The organism is Burkholderia sp. S-53 (assembly GCF_025560745.1).
GTDB classification, from domain to species: domain Bacteria; phylum Pseudomonadota; class Gammaproteobacteria; order Burkholderiales; family Burkholderiaceae; genus Burkholderia; species Burkholderia pyrrocinia.
On the sequence record NZ_CP090482.1, the window covers coordinates 560,842 to 583,683 of the forward strand.

9 protein-coding genes and 2 pseudogenes are annotated in these 22,842 nt (G+C 59.4%); 4 read left to right on the top strand and 7 right to left on the bottom strand.

The annotated features are described in order from the left end of the window. The first annotated feature begins 198 nt into the window (after positions 1 to 198). Positions 199 to 1,110 (top strand): hypothetical protein, encoded by a 912-nt coding sequence (locus LXM88_RS02290; protein WP_262531592.1) that lies wholly within the window; start codon positions 199 to 201, stop codon positions 1,108 to 1,110. On the opposite strand, the gene istB is transcribed toward LXM88_RS02290, so the two are convergent. Together istB and istA are read right to left on the bottom strand one after the other, a co-directional pair. Then, entirely contained in the window at positions 1,008 to 1,796 is a 789-nt protein-coding gene (istB, locus tag LXM88_RS02295) for an IS21-like element helper ATPase IstB (RefSeq protein ID WP_262531593.1), read from the bottom strand. The two genes, LXM88_RS02290 and istB, sit on opposite strands and share 103 nt — an antisense overlap. 4 nt (positions 1,797 to 1,800) lie before the next feature. Next, positions 1,801 to 3,312: an IS21 family transposase gene (gene istA / locus LXM88_RS02300; protein ID WP_262531624.1), complete on the bottom strand. Its 1,512-nt coding sequence runs from the start codon at positions 3,310 to 3,312 to the stop codon at positions 1,801 to 1,803. Positions 3,313 to 3,500: 188 nt separating this feature from the next. On the opposite strand from istA, the gene LXM88_RS02305 reads away from it, so the two are divergent. The 3 genes and pseudogenes from LXM88_RS02305 to LXM88_RS02315 all read left to right on the top strand — a co-directional run. After that, a complete protein-coding gene (locus LXM88_RS02305; RefSeq protein WP_262531594.1) occupies positions 3,501 to 5,735 on the top strand; it encodes an RHS repeat-associated core domain-containing protein in 2,235 nt (744 codons plus the stop codon). Between the two features lie 254 nt (positions 5,736 to 5,989). Next, entirely contained in the window at positions 5,990 to 6,946 is a 957-nt protein-coding gene (locus LXM88_RS02310) for an IS5 family transposase (RefSeq protein ID WP_262530390.1), read from the top strand. 161 nt (positions 6,947 to 7,107) lie between these two features. After that, a pseudogene (locus LXM88_RS02315) lies at positions 7,108 to 7,395 on the top strand (transposase domain-containing protein); the annotation flags it as partial. A gap of 70 nt (positions 7,396 to 7,465) precedes the next feature. Here LXM88_RS02315 and LXM88_RS02320 read toward each other — a convergent pair. The 5 genes and pseudogenes from LXM88_RS02320 to LXM88_RS02340 all read right to left on the bottom strand — a co-directional run. Further along, a pseudogene (locus LXM88_RS02320) lies at positions 7,466 to 7,818 on the bottom strand (transposase); the annotation flags it as partial. A 426-nt stretch (positions 7,819 to 8,244) separates the two neighbouring features. After that, a complete protein-coding gene (locus LXM88_RS02325; protein ID WP_262531595.1) occupies positions 8,245 to 11,046 on the bottom strand; it encodes an RHS repeat-associated core domain-containing protein in 2,802 nt (933 codons plus the stop codon). Beyond that, positions 11,043 to 15,596, bottom strand: coding sequence for a SpvB/TcaC N-terminal domain-containing protein (locus LXM88_RS02330; RefSeq protein ID WP_262531596.1), 4,554 nt, complete (start codon positions 15,594 to 15,596; stop codon positions 11,043 to 11,045). Before LXM88_RS02330 ends, LXM88_RS02325 begins: the two co-directional genes overlap by 4 nt. A 41-nt stretch (positions 15,597 to 15,637) precedes the next feature. After that, a complete protein-coding gene (locus LXM88_RS02335) occupies positions 15,638 to 19,585 on the bottom strand; it encodes a neuraminidase-like domain-containing protein (protein ID WP_262531597.1) in 3,948 nt (1,315 codons plus the stop codon). Between the two features lie 14 nt (positions 19,586 to 19,599). Continuing rightward, entirely contained in the window at positions 19,600 to 22,332 is a 2,733-nt protein-coding gene (locus LXM88_RS02340) for a Tc toxin subunit A (RefSeq protein ID WP_262531598.1), read from the bottom strand. Positions 22,333 to 22,842: the final 510 nt, after the last annotated feature.

Sequence of the window (22,842 nt, forward strand, 5' to 3'; positions counted from 1 at the left end):
ACTGCCCAATCGCACCGACAGTTCCCAACCATCGAACCGGCCAGCCGTGCGGGCAATGCGCATAGCGGCCCGGTTCGGCGGTTCCATCAGGATTGGTGTGCGCGGGTGCGACACGATTGGCATCGTGAAGACGGATTGCCCCGTGCACTGAGGTCTCGACATCGACCTGAACGATACCCTCCATGAGGTGCTGCCATCATGACGACCGTTTCCGATGCGGCGACCGCGGGCCGCTGCGCGGGCACGCCCACCGTCACCGTGATCGACAACCGCGGCCTGGTCGTGCGCACCGTGCAGTACAACCGCACGGCGGGCGACGATCCGCTCGATGAGCTGATCACGCGCCAGAGCTGGTCCGCGCGCAGCCAGTTGCTCAGCCGCATCGACCCGCGCCTGTTCGACGAACGGCAGCTCGATCCGGCCGTGCCGCCCAACTTCCGCTATGTCCGCGCGCTGTCCGGCCAGCCGCTCGCGATCGCCAGTCAGGACGCCGGCAACCGTACCGCGCTGTATGACGTCGAGGGCGGCGCCGTCTGGCAGCACGACAGTCGCGACCAGCAGCTGCGCCACACCTACGACCTCCGGCACCGCCCGGTGTCGGTCACCGAGCAGGCCGGCGCCGCCACACCGCGCGTGGGCGAGCGCTTCGTGTATGGCGACGCTACCGCCTCCCCCGACGCCAACCGGCGCGGTCAGTTGCGGCAGGCCTGGTCGCCCGCCGGGATGGCCGAGACATCGTCCTATGGCCTCGCCGGCCAACCGCTGGCCACCGTTCAACAGTTCCTGCGCGACGACGTGCTCGACAGCGACTGGGTCGGCGACGATCCGGCCCGCTGGACCAATGCCCTCGCGCCCGACACGTACACCACCCGCTGGGCCTACAACGCGCTCGGTCAGGAGCTCGAGCGCACCGATGCGCGCGGTGTCACGGATCGGCGTAAAGGAGCCGGGGATGATCGGCGTAATGGCGCCAGTAGAACTGGGGTAAAGCGCGGGTTCGAACGGTTTCAAGGTTGCGGTTTTTTACCGTTTTTGGCAACTGTATTTTGGGGCAGATCAGGCATGGGTTTCGGTGCGCGTCGGCTGTCGCCTTCAAGCACGAGCCGGTAGGCGCCGTGGCGTAACCGATCCAGAGTTGCTGTGCCGAGGATGCGGTTGTCGGGGAACGCGGCGCCCCATTCATCGAAGTGCAGATTCGATGTGAGGATCGTCGCCGCGCGCTCGTAGCGGGCATCCACGAGATCGTGGAAGTCCTCATCCTGCGGGGTATGCAGAGGTTTAAGCGCGAAGTCGTCAACGATCAGCAGCGGTACCTTGGCGAACTGCTGGAACCGGCGTTCGTAGGTACCGGTCGCGCGCGCGGCGTTCAGCCGCTTGAACAGCTCGGTCTGCGAGATGAACAGCACGTCGCGCCCCTGTCGGGCCGCGCAATGTCCCAGCGCTTGCGCCAGATGGCTCTTGCCCGTGCCTGTCTGCCCGGCGATCAGGATCGAGACCTTCTCGTCGAGATAGCGGCCGGCCGCGAGATCGTAGACGTAGGCGCGGTTCAAGGCGGGCAGCAGGTCGAAGTCGAAGGACTCGAGCGTCTTGCCGATGGCGAAGCCGGCACGCGAGAGGCGGATGGCGAGCTTGCGGTTCTCGCGGCGGGCAACCTCGTCGTGCAGCAGCATCGCGAGGAACTCGGTGTAGGCAAGTTGTCCGTCGATGGCCTCGCGGTTGCGCTGTTCGAGCGAGTCGAGGATGCCGGACAGGCGAAGCTGCTTGAGGATGGAATTCAGTTCGGGACTCGGATTCATGGATTCAGTGGATCAGCAGGGATTGAAGGTCACGGCCGAAGCGGCCGCCGTCCTGGTAGGTACCGCCCGGCATCGCGGTAGCGCGCGTGGTGGCCTGGCCTTCCAGGCCCTTGTCGAGGATGCCCTTGACGGTGCGATACTTCGGGCTGCTGAAGGCGAGCGCGCGCTCGCAGGCCGCTTCCAGCCGGGCGTCGCCGACCTGCTCGCGCAGCCGGATGAGGCCCTGCGCGCCGCGCAGGTTCACGAGCACCGTGTCGTTGAACAACGCGAGGATCACGCCGTGGCACGACGGCCCGATCTCCTTCGCCCGGGCCAGACACCACTGCGGATCGTGTTCGAGCCAGGCCTGAGCTTCGGGCGGCTGATGGTCCCGGACCGTATGGCGACCACCGGCCCGTTGCCGCGGGTGGGTCGCGACGAGCTGATGCTGGTGGTACAACTGGATGACCGTGTCGGTCGCCTTCAGCCAGAGGGGCTTGCCGACCAGTGCATACGGTGCCGAGTACAGCGCGTTGCGGTAGACGATGTGGCCGTCGCGGTGGACGCTGACTTCCTTCCAGACGGAGATCACCGGCGCCACGTCCGGCAACGCCGCGAGCAGCGGCTTCTCGATCGCGAAGCGCGCGAGCGGTTGCTCGTGGGTCGTGCCGTGCGTGCGTGTGCCGGCTTCCTGCAGGACCCACTCGCGAAGCTGCCGATTCGCATCGGCCAGATCCCGGAACTCGCGCAGCGGCACGAAGGACTTCTTGACGTATTTGACGCCCGACTCGACGACGCCTTTCTTCTGGGGATCGCGTGGCGGACAGGCGTCGATCTTGAAGCCGTAGGCCTCGGCAAGCGCCGCGTAGGAGCGTTGTACGGCCGGATCGTACCGGCAGGCTCGGATGATCGCGCACTTCGCGTTGTCGATGATGATCCGGCTAGGCCGGCCGCCGAACCATTCGAAGGCGCGCCGGTGGCAAGCCAGCCACGTCTCGACGGTTTGATCCAGCACGATCTCGGCGTACTGGTGACGCGACCAGCACAACGTCATCACGAAGATCCACGTCCGAACCTCAATGCTCTCGACGCTCAGCACGGGACCGGCGCCGAAGTCGACCTGCACCGCGTCGGCCGGCGCGAACTCGAGGATCGTCGTGGCAGCCACGCCGCGCTCGGCGGCAAGATGCCCAACCATACGGCGAACTGCCGAGTAGCTACCGGTGTAGCCGTGGTTGCGGCGAAGTGCGGCGTGGATCGTGGTGCCCTGAACGCCAGCCGCGAGCCAGTTGCGAATCTGCTCGCGAAACGGCTCCACAGTCGACACACAGGTACTCGGCAGATGCGGCGTGCGGCCGAAGACCCCTGCAATAACCGTATCGTCCGGCAACGGTTGCGTGGGATCGAGCCAACCCCGCGTCTGTGCTTCGCGGCGTACGCTCGTGAGCTTCTTGCGTCCCATCAGTCCGCCGCGCGCGATGTCGCGGTCGGAGTCGCCCTGCCGCATACGGACAAGGACTTGGCGATACTCAAACAATTCGAACCTCCGATTGGCCATGGACGCTCCGTTCAAAAAGAACAGAGCGTACCGACTAGGAAAGTTCGAACCGCGCCTTTGCCCCGGCGCTGCTGGCGTCTTTACGCCGATCCTGGACTGGCGCCTATGCGCCGATCATCAGGTGGCGCCTATATGCCGATCACGGATTGGCTCCATAACGGCGATCCGTGACACGCGGCAACCGTCAGCGCCAACACTACAACGTCGCCGGCCAGCTCGCCGGCAGCGACCTGCAGCTGGCCGGCCAGTCCACCTGGCAGCCGCTGCTGCGCGCGATCAGCTACAGCGCCGCCGGCCAGGTGCTGCGCGAGGAGGCCGGCAACGGCGTCGTCACCGACTACACCTACGAGCCGCAGACCCAGCGCCTGGCCGAACTCCACACCACCCGTCCGCCCCAGGCCGGGCGCACCACGCTGCTGCAGGCGCTGTCCTATCAGTACGACCCGGTCGGCAACCTGCTGGCGATCGACGACGCGGCCAAGGCCACCCGCCACACCCGCAACCAGCGCGTCGCGCCCGCCAGCCATTACAGCTACGACGCGCTGTACCAGCTCACCCGCGCCACCGGCCGCGAGAACGCCAACGCCGGCCGCCAGAGCCAGGCGCTGCCGCCGCCGATCGTGCCGCTGTTCCAGGAAATCGGTGAGCTGACCCCCTACACGCGCACCTACCGTTACGATCGCGGCGCCAACCTCACGACCCTCCAGCATCAGGGCACCCGCTCCTCCTACACGCAGCAGATGGTGGTCGCGCGCACCTCGAATCGCGCGGTGCCACAGACCGACGGCCTCACGCCCGGCGACGTGGCCAGCTATTTCGACGCCTGCGGCAACCTCAAGGCCCTGGGCGCGAGCCAGCCGCTCGCGTGGGACAGCCGCAACCAGCTGCAGCGCACCACCCAGGTCGTGCGCCGCGGCCTCGACGACGACACCGAGGTGTACTGGTATGACGGCGCCGGCCAGCGGGCCACCAAGCTCGGCACCGCCCGCACCAGCGGCACCACCCGCACCGAGCGGGTGCGCTACCTGCCCGGACTCGAGCTGCGCCAGATCGAGCAGACCCGCACCGGCGAGACCCTGCCGACGCCTGTCGAACGCCTGCAGGTGCTCACGCTCGGCGCGGCCGGCCGCCAGTCGGTGCGTCTGCTGCATTGGGAATTGGGCCAACCCTCGACGATCGAGAACGACCAGCTGCGCGTCAGCCTCGACGACCAGATCGGCTCGTCGATGCTCGAGCTCGACGCGCAGGCGGACCTCCTGACCTGGGAGGAGTACTACCCGTATGGCGGTACCGCCGTGTGGTCCGCCCGCAGCGACACCGAGGCGAAGTACAAGTACGTGCGCTACTCGGGCCAGGAGCGCGACGCCACCGGCCTGTACTACTACGGCTTCCGCTACTACGCGCCGTGGCTTGCCCGCTGGCTCAACCCTGATCCCGCCGGGCCGGTCGACGGGCTCAACCTCTTCTGCATGGTCGGGAATAATCCAGTTTCGAACCAGGACGTAGGTGGGTTGGTATTACTCACCCGTCACGTCAGTGGCAATATGCCCGTGGATGTGCGCGCACGACTTCACGCTAGTGTCCCTCATGCCCCCCACATACCAGCACCCTCATCTGGTGCTATGCCAAGGGCGGGAAACATGGCCTTGGATATCCAATCGTCAGCATTACAAGGCGAGCATTTGTTGAATGACCCAAGTCCTTCAGGTAATTATGCTGTGACGATTGCCAATCCTCTCGTCAACCAGCCCAGTACCACGGGCTCGCCATCGCCAGCGGACCAACGATCGCCGTTCGCGAACTCAAGTGCGGAGCAACAGAGCGATACAAACCGGAAAATTCTCAAATGGAGTTCCATATCCACGGTGTCCAGTGCAAGTGAGCAAGTCAGCGAAAATGCGGGGAATTCCAAAATAATTGAAGTGAAAATGGGCGAATTTGTGGTGGAGAAGATGGGGGCGATTTTGATGACTGATGCCTTGTGGGATTGTTCTGCGCTAGCTGTATTATCAGCCTTGGTAGGCGAAATCTATACCAAACGTACGCTTATCCACTTGAGGGGGAGTAGTTTGGAATTCGGTTTAACCGATGAGGATAGGATGCCTCGCTTGCTTCTCAAGCTTAAAAAACAATTAGAGGGTGGGGGAGTGGTGATTTGGGTGGGTGGAATTAACAGCCAAAGCGATACCGGACTTGAGGCTGCAATAGGGCAGAATTATGGCTCGAATGACCAGCCAATATTAAATCTAATGAAGAACGAAGGGGTTTCGGTGGTGATTGCCGGCTCTAGCGGCATATCGATTTATCCTAACGGAACTTTTACCCTGCGCGAGGGAGTTGGTAGGGGTATTTTGAGCAAGGACGAAAAGAAGCAGCTGTTTGAGGAGCTGGGCGTTGTCTGACCATGCCTCGTTTCGGCTTTGTTCGGAAGGTTAGTCGCCCAGTTGGTTGCGTACGCGACTATACTATCTAGTGACCTTGCCCCTGTTTCACGAATCCCATAGCCGAGGCAATCAGGCCGCTTGCCCTTGCTGAGCGGCGGGGAGTTGTTGCATAAATCAGTCGCGGCGTGGTGACGTTTACGCGCAACGGTCCGGGGTGCAGCCCCTGTTAACAATTCGGGTTCCTGCGTAGATTCTCGATTTTTTCCGAGAAGATGCGCAGGGACACAAGCAAGACGCGTGAGCCGAAGGCGCGCTACCGCGTCAGGAACTGGGCGGCCTATAACGCCGGCCTGATCAACCGAGGTAACGTCACGATGTGGATCGACGAAGCCGCTCTTGCGAGCATGCCCGAGGTTGAGCCGACACGCGGCCGTCCGCGCTTGTACAGCGATGCATTGATTCAGGCGTTGCTTGGCTTGAAAACCGTGTTCCGCTTGCCGTTGCGTGCCCTGCAAGGCTTTGCGCAAAGCCTGCGCGATCTGGCTTTCGCCACCTTGCCCGTGCCGAACTACACGACGCTCTGCCGTCGGGCGCAAACTCTTGCCGTCCAACTGCCGATCTTGCGCGATGGCGCCCCGATTCATCTGGTGGTCGACAGCACGGGCGTGAAGGTCTACGGCGAAGGCGAATGGAAGGTGCGCCAACATGGCTATTCGAAGCGTCGCACGTGGCGCAAAGTGCATATCGCGCTCGACACGAATACCGGTCATGTGCGTGCCACACTGATGACGCACCAGGACGTCGCCGACGGCGACGTCCTGGCCGAATTGCTCGACCAGATTCCAGCCGACGAACGGCTCGGAACCGTGGGCGGCGATGGCGCTTACGACTCCAAGTCGTGCCATGCCGCGATTGCGGTACGCGGCGCGACACCCAGTATTCCGCCGCGCGACGGCGCCGTTCACTGGAAAGCGAGCGCGCCGGGAGCCGCATGGCGTAACGAAGCGGTCGATATGATCGCCCGAGTCGGCCGCCGGGAATGGAAGAAGGGCTGCGGCTATCACCGTCGTTCGCTCGCCGAGAACGCCATGTATCGGTTCAAGACGCTCACGGGTCCATGTTTGTGGGCTCGGCGCACCGACTCGCAAGCGGTGGAAGTCTCCGTCCGTGTAGGCGTGCTCAATCGCATGACTGAGCTCGCGCGCCCGCAGTCCGTCCGCAGCGTCTGAGATCATGAACAAAGGCATTACTTCGTCCCCGTGCCTGATTTATGCAACAACGCCGAGCGGCGGCCCAGTTCTTCTCGAACGTCATGGGGCTGACGTAGTCGGACATGCAAAACGTAGTTGGGCCAAGCCCTGCAAGGGGCAATGTCAAGTTGAGCGCGTGACCGAAGCTCATCCGCTACGTCGAAAACGGCGACTGGCCGATCAGCAACAACCCCTGTGAAAACGCGATTCACCCGTTCTGCGTCGGCCGCCGCGGATGGTTGTTCAGCGATACCGTCGACGGCGCGCACGCGAGTGCCAATCTGTACTCTCTCGTCGAGACCTGCAAGGCGAATGGCATCGACCCATATCGCTATCTCACCTGGCTGTTCCAACACCTACCGCTGGCGAAGAGCGTCGACGACTACGACGCGTTGCTGCCCTGGAAAATGCCGGCCGACCCGCGCTGACGCGCTTCGTTACCACACCTCAATCGCTCCACAGCTTCGCTCTGAAGGACGTCGTTCGTGGATCGCATACACTTAACTCCAGGTAACGACATGCCTTGCGTTGTGACAGCCCCCGCCGGATCAGGACTTCCAGCGCTTCGCGCCGGCCCGTCGGGGTGCTCATTTTTTTCGGCTGAACTCCTTCAGGCCATCGATCACCAGCAGTTGCTCGGCGATCAGGCGTTTCAGCGGTTCGTTTTCCGATTCAAGCTCTTTGAGCCGACGGGCTTCGGCCACATCCATACCGCCGAATTTGTTTCGCCAGCGGTAGAACGTCTGCTCCGTGATGTTGTGCCGCTTGCACAGGTCTTTCACCGGCTCTTCACGGCTCTCGGCTTCCCGCAGAATGCGGCTGATCTGTTCGTCGGTGTGTCGCTTCTTCATCGAGTTCTCCTTGCCTCTAGGATAAGAGAACTCACTTGCCGTTTGGCTACACGATCTGTCTCAAGTCAGGAACTACGATACCTCCGATCACGCTCCACGGGCGAACGGCCGTCCCGAGCCGCTTACAGTAGAGGCTGAACTGGCCTCGCCGCTTCAGGCTCTGATTGTAGGCGCGGGCGTTCGCGATCCGATATGTCGGTTTCGGGCGTTTGCGCGGCGCACCGGATTTCAACTTGGCTTTGTAAGGCACTGAACGTTCACGAAGTGGATAGATCAATTGCCTTTCTACTCGACCTCACGCTGCCGCGCAACTACCCCTTCCGAACAAAGCAATCAGACACCTCTTCATGGCGGCCATTCTCGCCTAAATCAGTGTCCGGATTCATTAGGCCACTACAAAGCCCGCGCATCTGGCCGCCGTAATTTTCACTTTTCGGGTGATGGGTGGAAATAGTCATACTCGTGTGATTCTCCTCCGTAGAACACACCGAACTTGATCTTGCCACGTGAAAGACTGCGAGTCATCCACCGCGCGGATTCTTCTACTTCGCTATATTCGAGAGCGGTCTTGCCTTCGGGAACTGGGCCCGGGTAGTGAGCTAACGCAAATTCGACTGAAACTAATGCCGGATCCGGAAAAGGTATTTCATCTATATCGTCCATTGGGATGTGTGGGGCAAATATTAATGGGGAGGCTCCGAATTTATAGACAATACTAACATCTGGCTCATCCTCGGCTAATTTTTGAGCATTGCTTGTTTGAATGTTGTATTCAATTGCCGTATCCGAAATTAATTCGGATCCTATCGTCTTCGCTGGGAAATGAATTCCGCCCTCAATTTTCTCCATGATGGCAGACCAAACTTCCCCAAAATAATCTGGCTTTGTTAGCGCCATTACGGTGCTTGCCATGGATTCTGGGATGTTTTCCGTTAACTGGGCATCAGTTAAGAGAACTCTATTTAAAGTAACCTGTCGTTTCTCTACTGCGGATTGGAAAGTATCGACGTCCTTTCTCTCAGATACGCTGAGATCTGGAGGGGGGAGAGGCGGAATTGTGTAGAGTCCGGATGACGGTAATCCAGGCAGTGTGATTGACTCTGTTGTAGGCGGCACTAGTTCTCGCTCTTTCAACAAGCGACGAAGCCAGTCGAGCAGTCCCATGCCGAGAGCATCGCGCTGTGTAATCGGATTGTTCTTGACCATGCAGAAGAGGTTGAGCCCGTCGACCGGCCCGGCGGGATCAGGGTTGAGCCAGCGGGCAAGCCACGGCGCGTAGTAGCGGAAGCCGTAGTAGTACAGGCCGGTGGCGTCGCGCTCCTGGCCCGAGTAGCGCACGTACTTGTACTTCGCCTCGGTGTCGCTGCGGGCGGACCACACGGCGGTACCGCCATACGGGTAGTACTCCTCCCAGGTCAGGAGGTCCGCCTGCGCGTCGAGCTCGAGCATCGACGAGCCGATCTGGTCGTCGAGGCTGACGCGCAGCTGGTCGTTCTCGATCGTCGAGGGTTGGCCCAATTCCCAATGCAGCAGACGCACCGACTGGCGGCCGGCCGCGCCGAGCGTGAGCACCTGCAGGCGTTCGACAGGCGTCGGCAGGGTCTCGCCGGTGCGGGTCTGCTCGATCTGGCGCAGCTCGAGTCCGGGCAGGTAGCGCACCCGCTCGGTGCGGGTGGTGCCGCTGGTGCGGGCGGTGCCGAGCTTGGTGGCCCGCTGGCCGGCGCCGTCATACCAGTACACCTCGGTGTCGTCGTCGAGGCCGCGGCGCACGACCTGGGTGGTGCGCTGCAGCTGGTTGCGGCTGTCCCACGCGAGCGGCTGGCTCGCGCCCAGGGCCTTGAGGTTGCCGCAGGCGTCGAAATAGCTGGCCACGTCGCCGGGCGTGAGGCCGTCGGTCTGTGGCACCGCGCGATTCGAGGTGCGCGCGACCACCATCTGCTGCGTGTAGGAGGAGCGGGTGCCCTGATGCTGGAGGGTCGTGAGGTTGGCGCCGCGATCGTAACGGTAGGTGCGCGTGTAGGGGGTCAGCTCACCGATTTCCTGGAACAGCGGCACGATCGGCGGCGGCAGCGCCTGGCTCTGGCGGCCGGCGTTGGCGTTCTCGCGGCCGGTGGCGCGGGTGAGCTGGTACAGCGCGTCGTAGCTGTAATGGCTGGCGGGCGCGACGCGCTGGTTGCGGGTGTGGCGGGTGGCCTTGGCCGCGTCGTCGATCGCCAGCAGGTTGCCGACCGGGTCGTACTGATAGGACAGCGCCTGCAGCAGCGTGGTGCGCCCGGCCTGGGGCGGACGGGTGGTGTGGAGTTCGGCCAGGCGCTGGGTCTGCGGCTCATAGGTGTAGTCGGTGACGACGCCGTTGCCGGCCTCCTCGCGCAGCACCTGGCCGGCGGCGCTGTAGGTGATCGCGCGCAGCAGCGGCTGCCAGGTGGACTGATCGGCTAGCTGCAGTTCGCTGGCGGCAAGCTGGCCGGCCACGTTGAAGTGCTGGCGCTGCCGGTTGTGGCACGCATCGACGCGCTCGAGCTCCTGACCGAGGGCGTTGTAGGCCCAGCGGGTCGTGTAGGTGTCGGGCGCGAGGTCGCGCACCCAGGCGCCCGGGTTGTCGCTGGCCCAGTCGCTGTCGAGCACGTCGTCGCGCAGGAACTGTTGAACGGTGGCCAGCGGTTGGCCGGCGAGGCTGTAGGACGGCGTCTCGGCCATCCCGGCGGGCGACCAGGCCTGCCGCAACTGGCCGCGCAGGTTGGCGTTGTCGGCGGCGGTGGCGTCGCCATAGAGGAGGCGCTCGCTGATGCGCGGTGTGGCGGCGCCGGCCTGCTCGGTGACCGACACCGGGCGGTGCCGGAGGTCGTAGGTGTGGCGCAGCTGCTGGTCGCGACTGTCGTGCTGCCAGACGGCGCCGCCCTCGACGTCATACAGCGCGGTACGGTTGCCGGCGTCCTGACTGGCGATCGCGAGCGGCTGGCCGGACAGCGCGCGGACATAGCGGAAGTTGGGCGGCACGGCCGGATCGAGCTGCCGTTCGTCGAACAGGCGCGGGTCGATGCGGCTGAGCAACTGGCTGCGCGCGGACCAGCTCTGGCGCGTGATCAGCTCATCGAGCGGATCGTCGCCCGCCGTGCGGTTGTACTGCACGGTGCGCACGACCAGGCCGCGGTTGTCGATCACGGTGACGGTGGGCGTGCCCGCGCAGCGCCGCGCGGTTGCCGCATCGGAAACGGTAGCAGCACTCATGATCCTAGTACCTCGTGCAGCGTGTCGTTCAGGTCTTCCGCCACCGTAAACCATGGATAATAGCTACTCCGCTGCACGTAGCCGAGGGACGTGACCATTTCCCGCTCACGTCCCAGCGGATCATAGTACAAGGTGTCGGCATAGCCCCACTGCTGGATCGAGGCGTCGTTCACGTAACACGGTTGGTCGACAAAGTACGGCTGGTAGCGCCGCACCGGCAGTCCCTTGTTGTTGTAGTCCACTCGGCCCGACACCAGCCACCGCGAATTTGGAGCGGTATCACGAACCAGCGGCTGGCCGGTGTCGTCCAGCACGAGTTGACCGTTGTTACCGACGACATAGGCCGGCCCCGGGACGGTCTTTTGCAGGGACTGCAGGGGTCGTCCGAATCCATCGCCATACGCCAGCACGATCTGGATCTGCTGCGTCTCGGGTGTCGACGGAAGGGCGAACTGCTGGGCGGACAGCCCGGCGCCATGCACCGGGCTGCGTGGGGCCGTGTTGAACAGCGTGCGCATTGCCGCGGGGATGCCGGGAAGGTCCGGCCCGCCGCTCGCCCAGCGGCGTCCTTTGGCTAATAGATGCCCAAACGCTGTGATCAAATGATGCGCCTGAAGCGCTTGCCAAAGCGCGGTTACGGCAGACGGGTCGACGTAGGCGTACAGTTGAGCGGCAGAAATCTGCCCCATCCAACTGTACCGATCAACAAGATTGACCGTGGCCGCCTGCTGAAGCGCGCCCACGGGATCAGCCAACGCGGTGGTGATCGAATGCAGCGGCGGGGCGGCGGCGTTAAATTCGCTCACCGGTGCGAACCCGGTGAGAACGGGGGACGAATCGTCAGGTGCCAACTGAGTGCCAAAGAACGCGGTAGCCAACACTCTGCCCAGCGCATCCAGGAGAACCTGTTGCCGGTTCTCGTTCGCATCCGTTACCTCCCAAGGCGTCAAAAAGCGGTAGTCGTAGCGGGCGGTGGTGGCCAGCCCAACGGCATCCGTCACCGACGTGACGACGCAGTAGTGGTTGTCGTAGGTGAAGCTTTGAGGCCCGACAATGAGCGTACTTTTCTGGCCCCTGGGCAGCCAGAACGGCAACGGCTGGCCGTCGGCGACATAGGTGGTGTAGCTGTGCGGGATCGCCCAGACTGTGCCGGGGCTCTCGCCGGGCACCGGCAAGACGAGCGATTGCTGTCGGTAGCCGGCACTGGTCAACTCGGTGGGAAGATCCTGAATGCCTGAGTATACCTGCAGCATTTCTTCGTCGAGTTCCGCCGTTTCGATATGGTGAACCAGTGCCAATGGGGGCGGCAATGCTCCGGCCGGAAGCGCTGCTGTGCCCGCTTCATTGAAGTAGTACGTCACCCCCTGACCGGCCAGGATGCGCGTCTGGTTGGACCCGAGCACGCCATTCGGCAGATGCAAGGCCTCGTAGTCAAGGCCGCGCGCATCGGCCGGATAGCCGGTATATCCGCTCGGATTCGTGATGACATTCTGGCGCTGCTGATACGGGAGACCCAGACGCCATACCTGTGGGTCAATCAGGTTGTACACGCTCTGGCGCGTTTCAATGAGCCGCAAGTCTTGCTGGCTGCTGTCATACGTACTCGACCATTGCTCATTCGGGACAGTGGGAGGGTACGGATTCGTCGTCGGCTGGGGTCGGCGAGCATAGCTGATCGCGACGCTCGAGAGCGGGATGCAGAATGCATCCCGTTGCATAACCACCGTTTGATGAACTTGCGGATCGGATGCAATGCGGTCGTAATTCACCGACAGCTCGGCCAGCGGGCTCGTCACCGCCACGGAATACGGATGCGTCGCGCTGGAACGCTGCACCAGCCGTACCTGATACTGGCTGGTCGTGACGAGATAGGGCACGCCCTTCTGCGGACTATCGTCCACCCCATAGACTTCCATCCGCAGCTGACGCCCTGTCAGTGCACGACATAATTGATAGCGGGTCATCGCATCCACATCCCCCAGCGCGTCGTCCTGCTGCGTTGACGCATTGAAGGTCGTAAACCGCGTCGGCCCAAGCGTGAACATGGCCGGGTCCGTATACGGCGGTGTTGCCGGGTTGACTTCCGCGTCCTCCGCGCCCGTGTGATACCAAATTTTCGTTAGGGCAGGCGCGGTGTTCGGGAGGTTCTCTGCCGTGGACGCCGCCGTATTGTCGGTATCCAACTGCTGCACGAATCCAAAGCCCCGAAATTCCCGATCGGCCCCGGCATAAACGCCTTCCCGATATTCAAAGCGCTGCGTGAGTGTGTTCCCACTGACCTCATCCAGACTGACTATCCCGCTTAACAGCGGTAAGGGAAACGGCAAATGACAGACACTCACGGGATCGGCCTGCTTCTGGTCCAACCATTCCTGCGCTGAACTTCGGTAAGACAGTGTCGTTTGTGCCCCCATGTTGTTGTTAATTTGTTCCAGCAGATAGGGCTTGGTCCGCGAAAACGAATAGCACCAGTGCGACGGAACCATATGCGAGACGGTAAGCACCAGATTCACCGTGCCCGTTCCATCCATATCGGCGAAGCTGACCTGGTCCAGCCGGTCGTAGGTAATTCCGGGGGGCATCGGCAGGATGCATGGCACGGAATCAAAACCGTTGCCGGACTGATTCAGGAAGATCAGAAAGCGGTCCGACTCGGCATAGATCAAATCCGTGGCACCGGATCCGTCGATATCCGCCAGAAACACGCGGGCTGGGTCGAAGGAGCCGGGGTCAAAGGGCAGGGTCGCCAGCACGAGCGGCACCCCGAACCGCCCCCAACCCAGATCGGGCCAGCACGTCAGACTGTCATAGCGGACGCAGACGAGATGCGACTGGCCTGAGCCCAGCACATCGCTGAAGGCAACCAGCACACCCGCATCGGCATCGAATACGGGCAAGGTGTTGTCCCCACCGTGCGCCACGTTCATCGGCGGGCCGAAGCCATCGGCCCGCCGATTGGGGTAGAGTCGCACGCTTCTCGGGCCGATCAGTGCCAGATCGGCCAGCCCGCCGCCCACCAGGTTGGCCAGTTGTGCGGACGGTTGCAGAAACTCGGTCGGGAAAGCCGCGAACGGAATAAAGTGTGACCAGCTCCGATCCGGATTCAGGGTGAAATATCCAGCCAGTCCTGGTTGAGCAATGATCCAGTCCAGGCGGCCATCGCCGGTGAGATCCATCAACCGCTTCTGCTCGGGGGACGCGGATGGGACGATCGGCAGCGATTGCCAGGTGGTGTAGCCAATCGAGTCCGGGCCGTCGTTGCCGCGTTGCGGCGCCAGATAGCGCCAGTCGCCTCCGACCTGATACAGAATACCGGACACCCCTTCACCGTAGAGATCCACCAACTGATACTGGACGCCATTGTTCCAGCCGGGAAAGGCAGGCAGGCTCTGGTAAGCGGTGGTGGAGAAAACCGGATCAAACGCGGTATAGCTCAATTCCAGGGGCGGGATCGACTGCACCGTACCATTCTGCTCGTAAGCCAAACTTTGGGCGGTGACGAGACGACTGAGCCTAGGCGTTTGCTCGTAGCGCAACAACAGTCGACTGACCAGATACTCAGGCGTGCCCAACTCTGCCGGGAAATGATGGAACATCAGCACCTGATGGCACAGCCGGTGCGTGCGGACCTCAAACCCCAGCGCGTAATCGGAAAACGAATCCTTCCGGCACGGCCAAGGTTGCTGAGGGGCGTACGGCGGGGCGATCAAGGCGTTGAGGGTCCGTTCGCCATAGTCGAAGATTAACGTGAACAGCCACGTCGGCGTGTCGGCAACCGGGACGTTTCCCCACGCATAGAGTGGAGCGTAAGGACGGGCATTGCCGTACTGAACCTGTCTCAGGTAGCGATTGGTGGTTTGCGTTCGGTCAGCCTCCTGGCCGGTCATGTCGACATTTGCTTCATTCTCGCGTTGATAGACGTAGCAGATGTGCTCACCGTTTGGCGAGCACGATTCGTCAAGCAGCCATTGGCCAATCTTCGTCGAATCCGAAGGGTCGGCGATTCTGGACAACGGCGTTTTGCCCAGACAGTGCAGTTGGCCATCCACCGAGTGGATCAGCCAGAAATCGCCGCCGTCCCCGGTTCCCTGCCAATGCTCAATGCGATCGAAGCCGCTCATGACGCAAGGAAAGTAGCGGGTAACGGTATAGGTTTGATCGAGTTGCACACCACCATATCGCGCGACTTGGGTCGAAACGACACGGTTGGCGTCATCCAGTTCGGGCGTCATCACCTCATTGTTCGGCGCCAGATAGTCGTCGTTGCCCAGATAGCGGGGCACCCCTTTGCTGGTGCGCCGCCGGATCGTGAGCAACGGCACGTCCCAGCCGACACCGAAACAACCGTTGCCTTGGCCGCTGCTGTACGTCAGTGTCAGGTTCGGCGCATAGCCACGTCCTGGCGAGATCGGCAAGGGAATGGAGAGCGAGGACTGCCCAGTCGGGCCGCCGCTACCGAGTGCTTCCCCCATGCCTTGAATGGAGCCGCCACCTTTGGGTAGGGCGGGTAAGGATATGTTGAGGGGCTCCGACTGCCCGACCATGTTCATCTGCGCTCTCCTGGTTGGCCGCTCGCTTCACCGTCTATGAATCACTCATCTTTGAGCGTATAGCGCAATTGATAGATCACATCGGTCAAGCGCTCCACCAGCGCCCTCTGCGGTTCACCGACCTTGACCTGATAGATATTCAGGATCAGCGTTCCACGCTCCGTCGACATACCTTCAAACGGAAGGTAGCGGGCGCCATTTGCGTCTGAGACGAAAATTCCCATGTCGTCCAGCCCTCGCGACACCGCGATCGTCGCCTCCGGTATCGCCGCCTGTGAATCGCTGGCCAACTCGAGCGTCGCATTCACGTCCTGATACGGGCCGAGCAGCGTAGGCAAGGTGACGCTGATGCTGTAGAAGCGACCAACACTGCCAGTGCTGTTACAGGCCTCGGCAAGTTTCAGTGACGCGATGTCAAGTTCAATGCGCAGCACACCGCTGCTTTGGAATACGACGCTTACGCCGCTGGAGTTGGGAGCGGGAGGTTGGGGTGAACCTGCTGCAGCAAGGGCTTGACTGATGGCCGATGAGAGTGAGCGTGCCGGATTCGACGCGACGAGCAACGTGTTCAAGGACGCTGTTCTCTGAATTTCCAGGCCGCGCGTGTTGAATTTGAGCCACGCATTCTCCATTCTCTGCAGTTCCAGAAGCAGTCCTTCGCCAGCAAGTAGCCCCTGGTACAGATCGTTCCACATGGGCGCGGTGAACATCTGGTCGGCATTCTTTGCACCGATCTCGCGCGCCAACGCGCGTTTTGCCGTGAGGCACAGTTCCAGCGTCACGTCATACAGTTGATAGTACAGCGCCGAAAGCCGCGCCGTCATCCAGTTGTACAGTGGCTGTCCGGTAAAACGGGTGCGAAGGAAGTTGTATACTGTGTCCTGATTGGCCCGTTCAAGGTCGTTGAGTGCGATTTGCTTTCTCGCCATCTCAATTTGTTGGGACTGTGCCGCGATTTGCGCATCGAGTTGTTCGCATTCGAGACTTGAGTTTTCCTTCTGCATCTGCCACTCCTGCGTGCGGCGATCATATGCGGCGACCTGCCCCAAATTACCCGAGGTCATTTGAAGCGATTGGGCCAATGCCTGAAATGAAAAGGCTGCATTCATCATTCCCATGCCGGGCTGCGCCCCTCCATCGGCGAGACCAAAAATAGTTGGGATGTAACAAAGGCCAGTGGCCACACCCAATAATGGTACGGACACGTAGTTTGCTGAAGTTGCGGCATAACTTAAATTAATTGAATTTCTCTCATCGGCAGTCCATCCTTCCTTCAACAGCCCATCATAGTATTCCAAGCGCTTCTGCGCCGCCTCCTTTGCCTTATTTGTAGAGGTAAGCGTGTTCTCCTGGATCGACAGATTGGTGTTCTGAATACTCTGCATTTGCGTCAACACGCTCTTTTGCTGAGTCTGAAGCAACAGCGTCATGGCTTCGTTATTGCCCTTCTCGAGGGTGCCGAGCAGGCTCGCGCCGAATTGCACGACATTGCCTGCGGCGTACTTCGCTTGGTCAAGAAGAAACTGAAACCGGAACTGGCACTCAAATGCTGCCTGCGGCATCGTGTCGACGCCTGGGCCGGTCCCCGCGCTGCTTCGCAATTGCAATTCGGTCGGCGAAAGCGGTTCGGCATACATCGGCAGCGACAACGGCCGGCCATTTATGCTCAGATTGTGGCGAAGGTTATAGAAGCGGAGCTCCAGTGTGTCCCAGCAGTGCAACAGCTCTTCGTTGTACGGTGGCAAAAAATTGCCATTTTGGCCTTCGAGCCACGCGAGCAGGGCCTGACTCATCCAGGTCGACGACGTCGCGTCTGGATCATCGGCATTGAAAACCACCAGCTGTCCCGCTTCGTCACCAATCGTCGGATCGGGCCAGCTGTCGTTGTAGTCAATCGTCGGGCGCGGCCCGAGAAGCTCCGCGGCATTCAGGTAGTACATCCTGGCTCTGGTCAGTGCCTCCCTGTCCAACTGACGGTAGTAATGGTCGCCACACTGGATCAGCATCTCCACGGTTCTGAGAAAGATCGCCATCTTGAATTGCATGGGATCGTTCATTCCGATCGCGTTGGGATCGAGCGTCGGGGGAATGACCTCGTTCCATGAGTCGTCCTGCTGCAGCGGGACCACGTTCCAGTATCGAACCTCGTTGTCGTCGCCGATGGTTTCGAGTTTGCCAGCCTCGTTTCGGTATCCGGCATTGCTGAAAATATATTGGTACCACAACGCCGCGTTATCGTAGTCCTGCTGCACAAGATAGCGATCGGCGATCAAGAAGGGCGCATAGAAAAAGAGTTCCCAGAAATACAGGCCATAGGCGCTATTGAAGTTGATCGACGCTGATGGGCCGGTTGGTCCGTCGGGCGTTTCAATGGGGAACGTTTGAGTCGCATAGCTCAATAGCCGATTGATTCCTCCATTTTCGAGGGTGGCGTAAAAAAATGGGCCCGAGTTGGTTGAGGTTTGTGCTAGTGGTGCGGCTGATGCCCCCACTTTTGGCATAAACTCAAGCAGGTAGCGCGAAAATTTAAAATACGGCGCATCAATTCCAAAATAGCTTCGAAGCCACTTGCTTCTATACGCGGTGACGTTTGGCAACTTGACCCAAATGCGATAGTCCGGGTTGTTTGATCCTGCAAAAGCGATGCCGTAGGTAGGTGGGTCGGACGAATAATCCAAAGCAAAAGAATTTGACGACGACCTCTGCGCTGTTTTGGTGATTATGTTGATAAGGTACTCATTAATCAAAGTGTAGGTCATTGACGATAGCGAAGTAATTATTGTCATAGAGAACTTATCCGGATTGTCGTTCTCCACTTCGCAAAGTGTATTATTTACAAGAAATTTTTCGCCAACTCTGAACAGTTTTGGGGTGGAGTAGCCGACATCGCGAAATATAAATCCATCCGGAATATTGGCTACGTCGCCGGTAATATCTTCCCAGTCAATCTGATCAAATGTGGCGAACAGCTTTTTTCCTGAGCCACCGGAAAGCTCGAGAAACAATGCATAGCTTCCAGCCAAATAGTTTGCGCACCATACGCGATTGGGAAGATATCCGGTCGCCAACGCAGGGATCGGGATTTGGCGATATGAAGACCAGCTTTTGTCGGAACACTGGGCGTAGATATTGATCGAATAAGCCAGCGTGGCGTCGTTCGTTGCCTTGGATTGACCATTAATGGCGCTGGAAATCCAGCAAGCGTGCGGGCGGCTGTTGAACCGCGCGCATGACACAAAGTCGTTAATGGGTGAAGCGATCGGCGCGGATATCTCTTCCCATCCCGACCACGCCGTAGATGATATTTTCTTGTTCTCGCTTCTGGATGCCATATCGCAAGATCGCATATAATATTTGCACGGCTCGCTATTCGTCCTTCCAACGAAATATATCGTATCATGACTCTCTTCCGATACATCAAATCCAGCGAGATAACCACTGATGGTTTGAAGATTGGCCAACTCCTCAAAGCCAGTTACGTAAGTGGTAAATGCTTGCTCTGTCTTTTCAAGATTCATCTTTCCCTGCGAGAGATTCTGGGAAAGGTCGTCGAACAGGGGCGTTTTGTTTTGACGCAGATCAGGGGCGATATAATTCGACGCATAATATTGAAGCCGTTCTTTGGCTGACCACGTGGAATAGGCCTGATTGTATGACTTCCAGTCGTACAGGAATCCGCCAGCTCTCGATTGATCAACCATGGTCGAACCGGGGGCGTTGTTGACCTCGGGTTCGGCGCCGGAAATGCATTCATTGATATACATTTGCAGGCTTGAAATGGTCGCCCCAATCATCGTCGTATCGACTTGAGACGTGTTCATCGGGTCAATGAGCAAATATTCGTATAGCTCGTTGACCGTTTTGATCGTGTCGTTCAGTGAAACGCCATTCACCTTGGTGTCCGGTATACAATATGTGATGTAAGCGGGCACATAGGCGTTGCGCCGCGATTCCATCAGCTGATTGTAGGTTTCGACGTAGTTGGACATGATGGTACGCCTCCTCATGCGAGCTGGAGTGGACTTTGGGTGCTGGCCAGCAGCGCGTCGGCAACCGACTTGAGCAGGGCCGCTTCGTCTTCGTCTTCGTTGTTCAAGGACATCTGGTGGAGCTGGGAGATGCAGCGACTGCCGCACTGAAGTTGCTGGTCCATTGTCATCCAGGTATCCAGCCGGTTCAGTTGCTGGAATGTGCGAGGGAAATCGTGATATATCTTCGCGTTGACAAGCTCCTCGTTCATTTGGAGCGTGGTCTCCAATTTCCAACCTTGGATTGCCGCCAGCAAGGTAAGCGCCTCGACATCGGTCCGCCCCTGCTGGTTTGCGACGCTGAAATAGGTGAAGGCCTCCGCTTCGGTGGTTTTCACGCGTTTTTGCCACGCGGTCAATCGCCGCAGCATCAGCAGGACCGGAAACGACGGCGGTGGCGCTTTCTCCAGTTTTCCATCCTTGCTATCAAAAAACCGTTCAGGCGTTTGAATGAACAGCAACAGATCCTGTTCAGTCAGGCCTGCCCATCTGCTGATCATCGCATGCTGAGCCAACGCATTGCTGTAGCGCACCAGATTGGGGGCATTGAGTGTCTCCGGTGCCGAAGGCGCCCCGGAAGAAAAGACTCGATTGATTTCCGCCCAGAAGTCGTCCAGACCATACGTGCCGTCATCAAAATACATGTCCTGCCAAATAATCAACAGTGACATGACACTAGGCGTCAAGTTAAACGATCCACCAATGATTCTGTATAGCATATCGCGCACCGAATCGCCCATCGGTTTGCCTGCGCGATAACTGATGGCCGTCGAATCGTTGCCCATTGTCGAGTAGATATTGCTTAGGAAGTTGAATATGTCCGGTGTCGGTTCGCTACTATAGACGTTGGCCACCATTGACACTGCCGAAACCATATCCATTTGATTGGCCGTCATCCATGCCAGGACCGCTTCTGTTTGCCGGATAATGGACAGCGTTTCAAGGGTTTGCGTGCGAGCAATCAACTTTGCAAGATCCTGATCGGGATCGAGCAACTGCCAAAGCGTTCTGGCGACCGGGAACGTGATGCCAAGCATTCTCGGAATGAATGCCTGTCGATACAGCTTCGCGTAATCTAGTGGCCCCATGGTTACCTTGCTGGAATCGTCGAATGCGAGCTGCGCCATGGTGTATAGCTCGTTCTGTGAGACTCCGAGCCCGCCGGCAATCAGCGCCGCATTTTTGTCCGAAGTTGTCGGGTGAAAATCTACGGTTGAAAACGAATCGTTCAACGGTGGCGCGGCCCGGGCGGCCGGTGAGACGAAAACCGACTCGAACATGCTGGTTTCGTACTTTCGGGCGTAACAATTCATCGTCCCGATAAAACAGGCAAACATATCGACTGACACCCCGCGGGACGCTTTGAGTCTGCAAAACTCGGCGATCGCGTTGAGAACGGGGGTGTCGACCCGATAGTCACTCGTTGGTCTGGACAGCGCTCGGTTTGCTGATGAAATCAACCAATCAAGCTGGCTATATTCGACAGCCGCTTGGCGTTGCAACCTGATAAATCGCTCGACGCGGTCAAGCTGGTCTACTGCCAACGGGTTATTAAGACTCATCATGTAAATAGATTCGTCATTTACGTCTGGTGTAACAAACAGCAAACCATCTAGATTTCCCTGCGATTGATATCTCAGCCCGTACTCGGTCAATTCGGCCGCCGTGAGTTTTTGATAGAAATAGTACCGACTGAGTCTCTTTGTGAAGTTGTCTTTCTCGAGGTTGAGCTGCGAAGTCATGTCAATGATTTGATTGAATGTCAAATCGGTTCGATTGGAAAACATTAAGGCTGGATGCAGATCGTCAATCCTCTTCACGTGGTACCGGTCCAAAATCATGTCTTCCGTGGCCGGTTCAGAAACGAGGAGCTTGTATGCGCCCGGCATCAGCTCAAGCTGCTCCCTGGCATATGGTGATGGGGTCGAGTCATTTGGGGATGGGTCGGGGGGGCTGTCCGTGTCTTGGTATGCAATTGGGTTAAACATATTCCACTGATAATCGGCCAGGTCGGCCCATACCCGCTGCATGGGCAGCCCGATTGCCGAAAATACGCATCGAATGGTTTGCAAGTCGTCATTGTATGGTAGATTCCATGGATAACTCACCTTATTCAGTGTGACGTTATTTAATTCCAGTCCTTTTATGAGGATGCCATTCAATACTTCAAGCTCCGGAATCGCGTGGGTAAGCGACCGCTCATTGAGCACGGTCAACCGGATATCGGGCCTGCGTTTGTCGATATTTAGTGGACTGCTTGATTTATGAAGATTTTTGGAGATCTTGTACAGCTCGGTGGCATATCGTCCCGGAGAGAATAGGGACTGAATGGAGAATGCCTCGGCATAGAGGGTTGATCGAGGGGGAAATAGCTCGCTGAAATCAGGCGCGCCGTTGATGGCTCGCTGCAGTGCCTCCGATAGGGTTTCGGGCAGAGCACTCGTCTGCAGACTGCGGATGCCTTTCAGGATCGGGGCATTGCGGACCTGAATTGCGTGATACAACTGGGTGAGGGCGCGCACACGGGATGTGGCAAGTGTGTGTATTGACTTGGCGTCCGCCCCGTTCAGGGACGACAGCTTCGTAACAAATGCGCCTCGAGCTTCGGCCGCGATGTCGAAGATGCTCCTGTACCCGAGACCGATCACATCATCGATGACGTGTTGATCGTAAGATGACAGTCCGTGAATTGCCGAATCACCGCTCATGAAATCACCTCGCGAGTTTGTTGATAACGTAGGCTATTGCACCGCCAGCCCCGTATTCGGGACAGCTGGCATCGACCGCGGTCGTCCCGCTCATCCTGCAAAAGTCTCAGCCGCACGACTTTTCCACTGAGTATTGGTGGAGTCCGCAAGCGCATCGTTTCACTGCCAGATGAATCGTCAACGCGGAAATGGCGCACGATGCATGTGCATGAACTCAGCGCAGAACAAGCGAACCGAACACATACACTGTTCAGGATCGCAGTCCTAAACTTTGGCGTGACTGCCCCGTCCATTCAAGACCACGCCTTCCTGAGTGTCGGCCGATCCATGCGCCACGCTTGGTCCGGGCAGGGGGTGCTCGGGATTGCCTCCTGGGTACGCGCCAATACGTTTTAACCTTGCAATTACCCTGACCTCACTTTCAGCGGGTTATCTTCCCGTCTCGCCGTCGACGTATCGTGTTGGCCGAGCCTATTGAAATGGGAGCGGATGCAAATTTTAAGATCCAGT